The organism is Streptomyces sp. NPDC054786 (genome assembly GCF_053611685.1).
Genome location: NZ_JBSHAW010000001.1, coordinates 232,561 through 245,087 on the forward strand (window position 1 = coordinate 232,561; position 12,527 = coordinate 245,087).

11 protein-coding genes are annotated in these 12,527 nt (G+C 72.0%); 5 read left to right on the top strand and 6 right to left on the bottom strand.

Annotation, left to right across the window (positions count from 1 at the left end; genetic code table 11):
* Positions 1–135: 135 nt before the first annotated feature.
* From efeB to ACWGI6_RS01055, 6 genes are all read right to left on the bottom strand, one after another.
* Positions 136–1,506 (bottom strand): iron uptake transporter deferrochelatase/peroxidase subunit, encoded by a 1,371-nt coding sequence (efeB, locus tag ACWGI6_RS01030; protein ID WP_453265537.1) that lies wholly within the window; start codon positions 1,504–1,506, stop codon positions 136–138.
* Positions 1,506–3,893 carry a copper resistance CopC/CopD family protein gene (locus ACWGI6_RS01035; RefSeq protein ID WP_453265538.1) on the bottom strand — a complete coding sequence of 796 codons (2,388 nt, stop codon included), beginning with the start codon at positions 3,891–3,893 and terminating at the stop codon, positions 1,506–1,508. The genes efeB and ACWGI6_RS01035 overlap by 1 nt, the downstream gene beginning before the upstream one ends.
* A gap of 60 nt (positions 3,894–3,953) precedes the next feature.
* Positions 3,954–4,403 carry a copper chaperone PCu(A)C gene (locus ACWGI6_RS01040; protein WP_453265539.1) on the bottom strand — a complete coding sequence of 150 codons (450 nt, stop codon included), beginning with the start codon at positions 4,401–4,403 and terminating at the stop codon, positions 3,954–3,956.
* The gene (locus tag ACWGI6_RS01045) at positions 4,400–5,044 is read right to left on the bottom strand and encodes an SCO family protein (RefSeq protein WP_453265540.1); all 645 of its coding nucleotides are present in this window, start codon (positions 5,042–5,044) and stop codon (positions 4,400–4,402) included. The genes ACWGI6_RS01040 and ACWGI6_RS01045 overlap by 4 nt, the downstream gene beginning before the upstream one ends.
* 88 nt (positions 5,045–5,132) lie before the next feature.
* Positions 5,133–5,894 (bottom strand): YcnI family copper-binding membrane protein, encoded by a 762-nt coding sequence (locus ACWGI6_RS01050; RefSeq protein WP_453265735.1) that lies wholly within the window; start codon positions 5,892–5,894, stop codon positions 5,133–5,135.
* A 136-nt stretch (positions 5,895–6,030) separates the two neighbouring features.
* A complete protein-coding gene (locus tag ACWGI6_RS01055; protein WP_453265541.1) occupies positions 6,031–6,882 on the bottom strand; it encodes a hypothetical protein in 852 nt (283 codons plus the stop codon).
* A gap of 246 nt (positions 6,883–7,128) precedes the next feature.
* Here ACWGI6_RS01055 and ACWGI6_RS01060 point away from each other — a divergent pair, with 246 nt between their 5' ends.
* The 5 genes from ACWGI6_RS01060 to ACWGI6_RS01080 all read left to right on the top strand — a co-directional run bounded on the left by ACWGI6_RS01060 (position 7,129) and on the right by ACWGI6_RS01080 (position 12,296).
* Positions 7,129–7,626: an ATP-binding protein gene (locus tag ACWGI6_RS01060; protein WP_328385627.1), complete on the top strand. Its 498-nt coding sequence runs from the start codon at positions 7,129–7,131 to the stop codon at positions 7,624–7,626.
* Between the two features lie 159 nt (positions 7,627–7,785).
* Positions 7,786–9,129, top strand: coding sequence for a diacylglycerol/lipid kinase family protein (locus ACWGI6_RS01065; RefSeq protein ID WP_453265542.1), 1,344 nt, complete (start codon positions 7,786–7,788; stop codon positions 9,127–9,129).
* 315 nt (positions 9,130–9,444) lie between these two features.
* Positions 9,445–9,576, top strand: coding sequence for a hypothetical protein (locus tag ACWGI6_RS01070; protein ID WP_393904216.1), 132 nt, complete (start codon positions 9,445–9,447; stop codon positions 9,574–9,576).
* A gap of 337 nt (positions 9,577–9,913) precedes the next feature.
* Positions 9,914–10,066 carry a hypothetical protein gene (locus tag ACWGI6_RS01075; RefSeq protein ID WP_453265543.1) on the top strand — a complete coding sequence of 51 codons (153 nt, stop codon included), beginning with the start codon at positions 9,914–9,916 and terminating at the stop codon, positions 10,064–10,066.
* A 232-nt stretch (positions 10,067–10,298) separates the two neighbouring features.
* Entirely contained in the window at positions 10,299–12,296 is a 1,998-nt protein-coding gene (locus tag ACWGI6_RS01080; RefSeq protein ID WP_453265736.1) for an ABC transporter ATP-binding protein, read from the top strand.
* Positions 12,297–12,527 lie beyond the last annotated feature (231 nt).

Here is a 12,527-nt window from a genome sequence, read left to right on the forward strand (position 1 = left end):
GACCGGGCGGGACTTCCCTGGAGGGCCGGTTCCGGGGCCGCCTGCACGGGGGCCGTCTCGCGGAGAGCGGGGTCCCGGAGAGCGGGGTCCCCGGAGGGCGGCCCACCGGAGGCCGGTTCCGGCCTGCCGGGTTCCTCAGCCCTCCAGCAGCGGGCGGCCCACGTAGTCGCCCGGCTCGGCGGCCGGGGGCACCGCGAACAGTCCGCTCGCCTCGTGCCGCAGGAACCGCGACAGCGCGTCCCCGCGGTCCAGCTTCCGCTGGACCTGGGTGAACGCGCGCAGCGGGTCGGCCTGCCAGCAGACGAAGAGCAGCCCGGCGTCCGGGGCGCCGTCCTCCCGGAACCCGTCGTGGAAGGAGAACGGGCGGCGCAGCATCGCCGCGCCCTGGTTCGACTCCGGCGCCGCGATCCGCGCGTGCGCATTGGCCGGGATGACCGGCAGCCCGTCGGAGCCGCTCGCTTCCAGCCGCATCGGGGTGGTCTCGGAGCCGCCGGTCAGCGGCGCCCCGTTGTCCTTGCGGCGCCCGATGACCTTCTCCTGTTCGTGCCGTGAACGCTTCTCCCAGTCGTCCAGCAGCATCCGGATCCGGCGGACGACGGCGTACGAGCCGCCGCGCATCCAGGCCTGGTCGGCGTCCCGGCCCACGAAGATCCGCTCGTCGAAGTCCTTGTCCGACGGCTTGGGGTTGTTGGTGCCGTCGATCTGGCCCATCAGATTGCGTGCGGTCATCGGGTGCGCGGTGGCACCGGGTGTGCGGTTGAAGCCGTTCATCTGCCAGCGCAGCCGCGCCGCACCGGCCGCGTCCTTCTGCAGCGCGCGCAGCGCATGGAAGGCGACCAGCGCATCATCGGCGCCGATCTGTATCCACAGGTCGCCGTTGCTGCGCCGGGGATCCAGCGCGTCGGCGGAGAAGTCGGGCAGCGGGTCGAGCTGTACGGGACGCCGCTTCGTCAGGCCCGTACGGCCGAAGAAGCTGTGCCCGAAGCCGAAGGTGACGGTCAGCGAGGACGGGCCCGCGTCGAGCGCGACCCCGGTGTCGGCGTCCGGGGTCCGCCCGGCCATCAGCTCCGCGGCCGTCCGCGACCAGCGGCGCAGCAGCGCGGCGGCGGCCTTGCGGTCCGCGTCCGGTGCCAGGTCGAAGGCGACGAGATGCCCCGTGGCCTGCAACGGGGTGGTGATCCCGGCCTGGTGCCCGGCGTGCGCCGCCCGGAACGGGACCTCGGTCGAGCCGATGGTGGTCACGGCCTGGGCGGCTGCGTCCTGCGGCTGCGCCGCGGAGACCCCGATGGCGCCACCGGCCCCGCCGACGACCAGCCCGGCCGCGCCCGCCGCGCCGACGGTGCCGAGCAGCCGGCGCCGGGAGAACTCCAGGGCGGCGGAGCTGTCGGTTCCGGACGCCGGGGCGGCGGCCGGAGCGGGCACGCCCGCCGCGCTGCCGGGCCCGGCGGACTGTGCGCCCAGGGCCTTCTTCCCGGGTGCCTTCTTGCTGGACGTCTGCTTGCTCATCAGCCGATCTTCACGTTCTTGATCTCGGTCACCTGGTCGATGTCGGAGGTCCGTACGAGCAGCGACAGCTGCCACTGCCCGCGGACCGGCAGCTGGACCCCGTCCGCGCGCCAGTGGCCCTTGCCGACGTGCTTCGGTACGACCGGCAGCGGTCCGATCTTCTTGGCCTTCTGGGTGAAGGAGACCTTCACCTCGGGGACGTCGACGGCCTTGCCCGACGGGTCCGAGATCCGCAGCCGCAGCGCGTTGGCGCTGCCGCTGCGCCCCGGGTCGAGGTCGAGGCGGGCGGTGCCCTTGCCGCCCGCGCCGCCGGTGTCGAACGGGATGCTCAGCACCTGCGGCTGGTTGGCCGCGGTGGACTGCCCGCCCGAGGTGGCCTTGACCGCCTCTTCGGTACGGGCCGGTTCGGTGGCGGTCAGCACCGTGGTCACCACGAGCAGCACGACGGCGACCGACGCCTCGGCCAGCACGGACCGGCGCAGCCCCAGCCGCTCCGGATCGGCATCGCGCCGCCGCTTGGTACGGGCGGAACGCAACGCGGCCTGCTGGCGGGCGAGTTGGGCGCTGCGGGCGGGGTCGGGGGTTTCGTCCGGGGTCTCGTTGGAGGGTTCGTCAGGGGCGGGGGCACCGTCGGCGGCGAGGCGGCTGTCATCGGCGGGGGATCCGTTGCCGGCCGGGCCGCCGTCGTGAGTGGGGGCCTCGTGGGGAGCCGAAGCCGAAGCCGAAGCCGGAGCAGGAGCCGAAGCCGGAGCCGGAGCGGTTACGGCGTCGGCCCTGGCCGCGGCGCCGACGACCGCCTTCTCGGCCTCCCTGTCCTTCTCGGTCTCCCCTTCCGTGGGGACCTCAGATTCCTGGACCTCGGCCGTCCGGACCTCAGCCGCCTGGACCTCGGCCGCCCGGACCTCAGATTCCTGAACCTCGGCCGTCCGGACCTCCGCTGCCGGGATCTCGGCCGCCCGCGCCTCCGTCAGCCGTCCCGTCCACCGCCGCGACACCCAGGCGATCCCGACGAGCACCACGACCAGGCCCACCTTGAGCAGCAGCAGCCACCCGTACGTGGTGTCGGTCAGCGCACGCCAGCTGCCGACCTGCCGCCAGGACTGGTAGGTGCCGGTGGCCACCAGCACCAGCACGGAGCCGAACGCGATCCGCGAGAAGCGGCGTACGGCGGTCCGCTCGACGGGTGGCCCCCAGTACAGCGAGACGACCAGCGCCGCCAGCCCGCCGAGCCAGGTGGCGACCGCGAGCAGATGCAGCACATCGACCGGCATCGCGACGGCGGGCTGCAGACCGGTCGAGGCGTGTTCGGCCAGCGCCCAGGTCGCGGCGAGCCCGGCGGCGACGATCACACCACCGAAGGCGAGCCCGAAGGTGAGGTCCTTGCGCTGCCTGGCGTTGTCGGCGGTTTCCGCGTCGTGCTCCGCGGCCTCCGCGGCCTTCTGCCCGGCGGCGTCCGCATCCGGCTCCTCGGCGTTCTCGGCGTCCACGGCTCCGTCGCCCGCGTCGCCCGTCTCGCCGGGCACCCCCTTCTCCGCCGGCTGTCCGCCCTGCGCCGGTGCCTCCGCCGGCTCCTGCAGCCGTGCATACGTCCCGAAGAGCACCGCCACGAACAGCGCCGCGGCGGCGAGCAGCAGCAGCCGGGAGATCAGCGCCGCGCCCGGCTTCGTGACCAGGACCTGCTGGAGACCGCCGAGGTCGAAGACGTCGGCGAGATCGCCGGACCCGGTGTACGGGGTGCGCAGCAGCAGCATCGCGACGGTGGTGCCGGCCAGCAGCGCCCACCCCTGGACGACCAGCCGCTGCACGGACCCTACGAGGGCCGCGGCCGGCCGGCAGGCCAGCACGAAGGCCGCGCCGCCGACGAGCAGCACGAACCCGGTGTAGGCGAGGTAGCGGGCGACGCCGTAGAGCGCGCCGACCAGACCGCCGCCGGCCTGCTGTTGGAGTACCGGGGCGGTGGTCTTGGAGGGCGCTCCGACCGAGAAGGTGAAGGCGCCGGAGACGGGGTGGCTGTCGGCGGAGACCGCCTGCCAGGCGACGGTGTACGTACCGTCGTGCAGCCCCGGCGGCAGCCCCGTGCCGTATTTGACGATGCTGTCGCTGCACAGGTTGCGCAGCTTGCCGCGGTCCACCCGTTTGCCCTGCGGATCGAGCACCCGGATCGAGTTGTCGCCCAGGGCGACGCCCTCGGAGAAGGTGAGCGTCACCTGCTCGGGGGCGCGGTCCACCACCGAACCCTGCGCGGGGGTACTCCCGGTCAGCGCGGCATGCGCCGAGGCCGGGGCGGCGCCGCCGAGCCCGCCGAGCAGCGCGCCGGCCAGCGCCACCGCGACGACCAGCAGGCGCAGCACGGCGGACCGTCGCGGTCCGAGCCCGGTGGTGACCATAGTGATCGCTCCCCTTACTCCCGTTGTTCTGTACGGCCTGTGCGGTCTTTCGGTCCCCTGTTACTTCTTCGGCGCGTAGGTGACGGCCTTGACCGGGACCGTCACCTTGATCGGCTTGGCGGAGGCGAAGTGCAGCTCGATGCTCACCTTGTCGCCCTCGGCCGGCTTGTTCTTCAGGCCCATGAACATCAGGTGGTTGCCGCCGCGGCTCAGCCGGAGCTCGCCGCCCGCGGGTATCGCCAGCGAGTTGACCTGCTCCATCTTGGTGCCGACCGTCTTGTGGATCGTGATGTCCTTGGACAGGTCACTGGTGACCGAGGTCAGCTTGTCGGCGGTGCCGCCGCTGTTCTTGACGGTGAAGTACGCGCCGGCCATGTTCTGGTCGACCGGCTGCGGCATGTACGGGTCGGCGACCTTGAGCTGCGGGGCGCTGTCGGCGCCGCCGCAGCCCGCCAGCGCGAGACCAGCGGTGAGGGTGACGGCGGCGGCGAGGGTGGTGCGGCGGTTCACGGGTTCTGCCCCTTGACGATCTTCGGAAGTGCCTTGGTGTAGTTGTCGGAGGTCGCTTCCTGCATGCCCATCCAGTGGACCTTGTCGTCCTTGGGGGAGCTCAGCAGAACCTGTGCGCCGTGGGTGGAGACGACATCGCCGTTCTTCTTCTTGACCGGCTTCTCGATCCCGATGTTCACGCTGCGGGCGCCGGCCTGGATGGTGTCGAACTTGCCGGTCAGGCCGGTGAAGTCCTTGTCGATGCCGCCGAGCCACTTCTTGAGCGCGGCCGGGGTGTCACGCTCCGGGTCGGAGGTGACGAAGACGACCCGCAGATCCTTCTGTTCGGCCCGGGGCAGCTGCTTCACCGCGACCGCGATGTTGGCCATGGTCAGCGGGCAGACGTCCGGGCAGTTGGTGTAGCCGAAGTAGATCAGCGTCGGGTGGCCCTTGGTCTTCTCCAGCAGGTCGTACTTCTTGCCGTCGGAGTCGGTCAGGACGAGGTCCGGCTTCTCCATCGGGCTGTCGAGCGTGACGATCGGCTTGGCGGCGGTACCGCCGGAGACCTCGGCGGCGGGCTTGCCGTCGTCGCTGTCGCAGGCGGTCAGGCTGAAAGCCGCGGCCGCCGCGAGGGCGGACGCGAGCAGGGTCCTTCTGTGCATTGCAGATAAATCCCGTGTCGTGGAATCCCGTTTGTGCGGGAATGGGGTGGGTGGGCCGGCGCGGGTCGGGCGCCGGCCCAGCCGGTGATCAGGCGCTGCGGCGCCGGCCGGCGAACACGCCGAAGCCGACTCCGATGATGCCGACGACGATGCCGATGGCGCCCAGGATGCGCGCCGTGTTGTCACTTCCGGACGCGTCCGAGGTGGCAGCCGTGGTCTTCATGCCGGCCGAGGCGCCGCTCTTGTCGTCGGCGCCGGCGGCGCCGTGGCCGTCCTCTTCGGCCGCGGCCAGCTTGAGGACCGGCGCCGGGTTCTCCGGCTCCGGGGCGCCCTCCTTCGTCGGCTCGATCCAGCGCACGACTTCCTTGTTGTCGTACGTCTGGAGAGCCTTGAAGACGAGCTGGTCGGTGTCCTTGGGCAGCTGTCCGACGGAGAGCGGGAACTGCTGGAACTGGCCGGGCTCCACGCCCTTGCCGTCGGCGGTCCAAGTGATCTTCGAGGGCGCCTCGTTGATCTTCTCGCCCTCCATCTCGATCGGCTTGGCGAGCTTGGTCTTGGTGACCGAGATCTTCCACCCGGGCACCGGCTGCGGCATCACGGACGCCAGCGGGTGGTCCGTCGGCAGCGTGACCTCCAGCTTCACCGTCGAGGCGTCGTCCTTCTCATTGGGCACCTTGAAGTTGACGGTCGCATAGCCGCCCTTGGCCGCCGTGCCCGTGGGCTGCACGCTCACGTGCGCGAAGGCCGGGCCGGCGAGCAGCAGCACACTGCCGGCCGCGGCGGCGCCCACGAGCGGCAGCCGCCGTGCGAGCCGGCGCGGGTGTGACGCGTCCGACTGCTGCTGCGACATCTTCGCCATCTTCGAATTCTTCGACATCGAAATGCACTCCACAGGGAGGAGAAAGGTGCTGGTGACGGTTGGGTGGCGCGCGTGCGACGACGGCGCGTGAGCCCGTACCCGTCCTGTGGGAGCGTGCTTCGCGTCGTCAGGCCGCGAGGGCCAGGGACGGGGGCCCTCGCCTGACAACACTGTGGTGGAGTGCGAGGTTCTGCGGGCCGGGTTTGTCATCCCCGTACGAAACGGGGGCGCGCAGCGCATCATCGTGCGCCGTTCCGAGGCCCGTGAGCAGGGCACCGACGAGGGCGAGCGCCCCGCGCACCGCGCCGACCAGTGCCTGCAGCGCGATCTCGTACGCCGCCGGAGCCGACAGCCGGGCCAGCCGCCACAGGGCCGCCTCGCCCCGCCGCAGCAGCCAGCCGACGGCGAGCGCGGCCAGCAGATGCCCCAGCAGCATGGGCAGCGACGACAGCGGTCCGTGCATCATCGCGGCGCCGGCGGTGGTTGCGCCACCGGCCGTTCCGGACCCTGCCGGAGGGGCCATCCCGGCGGCGGAGGCCGTATCGAAGCCACCCGAACCGAGAATCCGGCGCGCCTCCGCGAGGCCTACCCGGCCGGTGCCGAGCCCGCATGTCAGATGCCGGGCAATGAAGATCGTCGCCCGGTCCGAAAGCCCGCCGTCGCCGTCGCCGGTGCCGGCGCCGCGCGCCATGGCGGGCATCGGGAGCTGGCCCCAGGCGAACAGTGCATGCAGGGTGAGCTGCCCCACGGCAAGACCCGCGGCGATCCCCGGCAGCGAGCGCTCCCGCCCGGCCAGCGGTGCCGCGACCGCGAACACCGCGGCAGCCGCAACACCCAGCGTCCACAACGGGATGGTGGCGCACGAGGCGGCGATGTGCCCGCCCGCGGACAACACAACACAGACCGCGGTGAAGACCGCGGCCCTCAACAGCCGGAGATCGGCGGCTGCGCGCGCTGTGGAGGCGGGCGGTGGAGTCATGGCCGCGCCATCATCCCACTGGTCGGAGGCGCCGCCTACGGCAGGTCGGCGCCGAGGGGCGCCATGCCGGGTGTCCAGGGAGGCCGACGGGGCGCGCGGCAGCGCAGGGGCGGCGCTTCGCCTACACCGATGCGCTGGCTCTTCGCATCCGCCGAATGAGCGGTATCACGTCCCGGACATGCTTACGGACCTTGCGGCGCGGCAATAGGTATCGATATGTCGAGCCGCGGCCAGGAGGCTGGAGCGATGAGCATCTGGTGGTCACTCCATTTGCGGCGTGAGGCTGCGAGCGTGCCGCTGGCCCGTCGTCTGCTGCTGGGCACGATGGAGACGGCGGGCGTCGATCCGGACATCTGTTACGACCTTGCGGTGGCCCTCTCCGAAGCCTGCGCGAACGCCGTCGAGCACGGCGGCGACGCCGCCACCGAGGACTACCGCGTCACGGCCTTCATCGACGGCGACACCTGCCGCATCGAAGTCACCGACTCGGGCCCCGGGTTCCGCCACTGCCCCGCACCCCCCGCCCCACCGCATACCGCCGCGGACCGCGCCCTCCCGCCGGCCCCCGTGCCCACCCCCGCGCAGGCTCCCGCCTTTGCGGAGGACGGCCGGGGGCTCTTTCTGATCGAGGCCCTCACCGACCACGTCCGCTACCGCAACCGCACGGGCCGCCCCGGCGCGGTCGTGAGCTTCGACAAGATCCTCAAGTGGCGCGAGGGGGCGGCGCTTCCGATGGCGTCGTGACCGGTCCGGCGCGGGCGCCGGACACGGCCTGGGCGGACGCCACCCAGCGCAAGCATGGCCGGGAAAGACGGCCGACACGGGCCACGGCATCGCTCACCGGGACACGTCCGGACCGCCGGGCCCTATGACCGCCGGGCCCCATGACCGCCAGGAGTCTCCATGGGCACGGATGCCCGCGTACGCGATCGCAGGGCGCAGCGCTGGTCCGCGCTGCTGGCCCTGACGGCCGCGGCCGCAGCGGCTCTGGTCCTGCTGGTGTTCGCGGGGCTCAGAAGCGTCATCCTCCTGGGCGTGGGGCTGGCCGGACTCGCCGTCGCCGCGGCGGGCGCCTGGTGCGCGCTGACGCGGCGCGGACTCACCAGGGTTCTTGCGGGCACGCTGGCCGCCGCGGCCCCGGTCACCGTGCTCCTGCTCTACGCCTGGGCCGGTCTGTTGTGGGTGGTACTCCTCTCGTTCGCCCTGTGGGCACTGGCGGTCTCCGCCGGCGGAGCCGCGCTCCGCAGGGACACCCGGCCGGACCGCACACCCGAAGTCCGGGCTGCTCCGCCCGAGCGCCCCTTCCTCCTCATGAATCCCCGCTCAGGGGGCGGGAAGGTGGGCACCTTCCACTTGAAGGAAAGGGCGGAGCAACGCGGTGCGGTCGTGCACCTGCTGGACACCGCCCACCATGAGGATGTGGTCGCGCTCGCGCGCAGCGCCGTGAACGAGGGCGCCGACCTCCTCGGCGTCGCCGGTGGGGACGGCACACAGGCCATGGTGGCCGGCGTGGCGGCGGAACACGGCATCCCGTTCATGGTGATCTCGGCCGGCACCCGCAACCACTTCGCACTCGACCTCGGCCTGGACCGGGACGATCCGTCGAGCTGCCTCGACGCCCTGACGGACGGGGTCGAACTCCGCGTCGACCTCGGCTTCATCAACGGGCGGGCCTTCGTCAACAACGCGTCCTTCGGGACGTACGCGGCTGTCGTACAGAGCCCCGACTACCGCAACGACAAGGTGCGGACCATCCTGGAGATGCTTCCGGACCTGCTGACGCACCAGCGCGGCCCGCGACTGGTCGTGCGTGCCGCGGGCACGGCCATCGACGCGCCCCAGGCGGTCCTCGTCAGCAACAACCCCTACCGCATGGGCGACCCGGCCGGATTGGGACGACGGGAAGTCCTGGATTCGGGCGTCCTCGGGGTCCTGGGCATCAAGGTCGACAACGCGGCGCAGGCGGCCGGAATCCTGCGGGGCAGGTACGGGCCGGGCCTCACCGCACTGACCGTCGAGGAGGTCGTCGTCGACGCCGACGAGCCCGAGATCCAGGTCGGCGTCGACGGCGAGGCCCTCACCCTGCCGACCCCCGTCCGCTGCTGGATCCGGCCCCGGGTCCTCCGCGTCCGCGTGCCGCTGCACCGCCCGGGCGTGCCGCAGTCGAAGCCCCCGATGAACTGGCGGCGGCTGCGAAGGCTCGCACTGGCGAGGGAACACCCCGCGGCAGGCAGCGGCGCCACTTAAAGGCTGTCCCGCAATCCCTGGCGGGCGCACGACGACAGCTACGGCACCTCGCCGCCGCGCTCCGGGCCCCTTGCGGAGGACCCGCCCGAGAGCCACGAGGCCCGGATAAGAGCCGGCTGTGCGTGGAATGTGCGTGGAATGTGCGGCGGGGGAATTGTGCCGGTTGCTCATCGCTTTCTGAGAAAACCTCATGCGGTATTCATTGAACCCTCAGCGGTTTTGACCCTTCCTTGGCTTTGTGGCCGGTAATTTTTTCTTCGTCAGGCAGTCGCGGATCAGAAATCCGCGGCACACACGAAGATCGAGGAGAACCTCATGTCTTTCAAGAAGATTGCGCCGCTGCCCAAGCCCAAGAAGAAGCCGCTGCCGAAGCCCCCGAAGGGCCACGGGCACGGGCACTGCCACAAGCCCGCCCGGAAGCCGCTGCCGGGGCACGGCGAGCGCTGACCGGGCAAGCAGTAGGGGCTGCCGCTCCTGAGTGACCGGGGCGGCGCGAGGGCCGACGGCCGTGGGGGTCGTCGGCCCTCTCTCTTTGTGCGCATAACGAATTTCCCGCAGCGGCTTTGCACGACCCTGCTGTGAAAACCATATGCGCCGCCTTGGCAGGGCATATGAATGCGGCAAAGGGAGGGTTAATTCGGGGTTGTGGTGACCGTGGCGGCCATTTTCCCGCCGAGCGGGCGGGGAGGTTTCCGGACCGGTCGGCGGATTCGGTATTCCTGCCTCGGCATCGGAAAGACCGGAGCGGCAGTAAGGACCGGAGCGGCTGGAGGTGCTGGGAGTAATGGGAGGACTGAAAGGCATGGAGGAAGCGGTGGTGAAGGCGTTGGCGGCGGCAGGGGATCGGGTGGCGGCGGACAAGGTGGCGCGGCACATGGGGGCGCGCACCCTGGTCGCGGGCGTGGGAGGGGGCGGCCGTGGGCCTGCGGGAGAGTGACTTCGCGACGATGCGGTTGCGGCGGGTCCCCGCCGAGGCCGGGGTGGTGCCCGGACTCGTACGGGGGCGGCACCGGCGCCACGGCACGGATGCCTACGGCGAGGACGACGGCCACGGAGTGTCCCGGACCCCCACCACGGGCGCCACCTCAGCCATCCCCGTCACCACACCCACCACACCCACCACCACACCCGCCATCCCGGCCCGCACCGCATTCCGTCGCTTCTGGCCGATGAGCAAGGGGCTGCGCGGCCAACTGGTGCTCATCTGCCTCTGTGTCATCGTCGCCGCGCTCGCCGAGACCGCCGCGATCCTGCTCTTCAGCGACCTCACCGACCATGCCCTGCAGCGCGGCTCGCTCGACGCGTTCTGGGCGCCGGCCGCACAGTGGCTCGGGGTGGCCGTGGCCGGCGCGGCCGTCGGCTATGCCGGCAACTCGCTCGCCGTTTGGGTCTCGGAACGGTTCGTGATGCGGCTGCGCGCACAGGTCTTCGACCACGTCCAGCGGATGCCGCCGCACTTCTTCCAGCGGCACCGCCAGGGCGATCTGGTCGCCCGGCTCACCGGCGATGTCGAGGCCATCGAGCAGATGGTGGTCTCCGGCGCGGTCGGCGCGGTCTCCTCGGCGTTCAGCGCGGTCTTCTACGCCGTCGCCGCCCTCTGGCTGCGCTGGGACCTGGCGGTGGCCACCTTCGTCCTCGCGCCGCTGTTCTGGCTGGCCGCCCGGCGTTTCTCCGGCCGTATCAGGACCGCGTCGCGCCAGGAGCGGGTGGCCGACGGCGCCATCACCTCCGTCGTCGAGGAGTCGCTCGGCAATGTCGTCCTCACCCAGGCATACGGCCGGGAGGGGGCGGAGCGGGCGCGGCTGGACCGTGAGGCCCGCGCCTGGTTCACCGCCTCGGTCCGCGGCGCCCGGCTGAGCGAGCTGTACGAGCGGCTGGTCGAGGTCATCGAGACGGTGTGTGTGCTGAGTGTGATCGGGCTCGGTGCCTGGGAGATCTCCGCGGGCCGGATGACGCTCGGTCAACTGCTGGCGTTCGCCGCGTTCCTGGGCTATCTGTATCCGCCGGTCCGGGATCTGGGCCAGCTCGGCCTCACGGTCACCGCGGCGACGGCGGGGGCCGAGCGGCTCATCGAGATACTGGACGCGCGCCCGTCGGTGGGAGATCCGGCGCCAGGGCCGACGGCGCCGGTCTCGCCCCCACTGCACCCGGCCCCGTCGCCGGCGGACACAGTGCCCCTCCCCGCGCAGCCGCCACCGGGCGCCGCACCGCCGGCGCCGGGCGCCGCACCGCTGCCACCGGGCGCCATGCCGCCGCCATCCGGCACCATGCCGCCGCCCCCGCAACTCACCATCCCCACAGCCCCGCTACGGCCCGCCCAGGGGGCCCCGGGCACCGTGCAGTTCCACGACGTCGGCTTCCGCTACCCCGGTGCGGATGCGGTGGCCGGGCCGGCCCTGTCCCGGATGGCGTTCACCGCCCGTCCGGGAGAGCTGCTGCTCGTCACCGGACCCAGTGGCGCGGGCAAGTCCACCGTCGCCAAGCTGCTGTTGCGCTTCTACGACCCGGACTCCGGCACCGTGACGCTGGACGGCGTGCCGCTGCGGGACCTCCCGCTGTCCCGGCTGCGGGAGCGGGTGACGCTGCTGCCGCAGGAGACGCTCATGCTGCACGACACCATCCGCGCGAACATCGCCTGCGGCCGCCCCGGCGCGAGCGACCAGGAGATCGCCGAGGCCGCGCGGGCCGCCGACGCGGACGCGTTCATCCGCGCGCTGCCCGACGGGTACGACACCGGGATCGATCCCCACTCGGCCCGTCTGTCGGGCGGTCAGCTCCAACGGCTGGCCATCGCCCGGGCCATGCTGCGCGATGCGCCGGTCCTCGTCCTGGACGAGCCGACGACCGGTCTGGACGCGCTCGCCGCGCGCCGTATCGTCCAGCCGCTGCGCAGACTGATGCGGGGCCGCACCACCATCATGATCACGCACGATCTCAATCTCGCGCCCGACGCCGACCGCATCCTCGTCCTGGACGGCGGCCGGATCGTGGAGGCCGGGCGGCACGAGGAGTTGCTGTCCCGCGCGGGCGGGGGGTACTCCCGGCTGCACCGGTCGCAGAACAACGCCGTCATGGACACCGGCGAGCTGCGGCTGCCGCTGTCCGACGACGGGCGACCGCTGTTCCGCGACGAGGCGTGGCTGCCCGGGAGCGACCGCCGAGGGTGAGCACCGCACGGTCCCCGGGCGGTGGCCGTGTGCGGGATGTCCGCGTATGAGGTGTCAATCCGGGCTCACGTCAGCAGTCGGAAAACTGGCTGGAAATCACCCTTTGCGGAAGCTGGTCAGCGCGGTCTCGCGGTGAGAGAACCTCCCCCGCGGCGTCCCCTGTCCTGCGAGACCAGCGCCCACCATGATTAACGCGAAGTTGCTCGCGTTAACCTTTCCCGGACAATACTT

Bases quoted from the DNA above. Each gene is read 5' to 3' on its own strand.
- efeB (WP_453265537.1), bottom strand. From the start codon at position 1,506: ATGAGCAAGCAGACGTCCAGCAAGAAGGCACCCGGGAAGAAGGCCCTG.
- ACWGI6_RS01035 (WP_453265538.1), bottom strand. From the start codon at position 3,893: ATGGTCACCACCGGGCTCGGACCGCGACGGTCCGCCGTGCTGCGCCTG.
- ACWGI6_RS01045 (WP_453265540.1), bottom strand. From the start codon at position 5,044: ATGCACAGAAGGACCCTGCTCGCGTCCGCCCTCGCGGCGGCCGCGGCT.
- ACWGI6_RS01050 (WP_453265735.1), bottom strand. From the start codon at position 5,894: ATGTCGCAGCAGCAGTCGGACGCGTCACACCCGCGCCGGCTCGCACGG.
- ACWGI6_RS01055 (WP_453265541.1), bottom strand. From the start codon at position 6,882: ATGACTCCACCGCCCGCCTCCACAGCGCGCGCAGCCGCCGATCTCCGG.
- ACWGI6_RS01060 (WP_328385627.1), top strand. From the start codon at position 7,129: ATGAGCATCTGGTGGTCACTCCATTTGCGGCGTGAGGCTGCGAGCGTG.
- ACWGI6_RS01065 (WP_453265542.1), top strand. From the start codon at position 7,786: ATGGGCACGGATGCCCGCGTACGCGATCGCAGGGCGCAGCGCTGGTCC.
- ACWGI6_RS01070 (WP_393904216.1), top strand. From the start codon at position 9,445: ATGTCTTTCAAGAAGATTGCGCCGCTGCCCAAGCCCAAGAAGAAGCCG.
- ACWGI6_RS01075 (WP_453265543.1), top strand. From the start codon at position 9,914: ATGGGAGGACTGAAAGGCATGGAGGAAGCGGTGGTGAAGGCGTTGGCG.
- ACWGI6_RS01080 (WP_453265736.1), top strand. From the start codon at position 10,299: ATGAGCAAGGGGCTGCGCGGCCAACTGGTGCTCATCTGCCTCTGTGTC.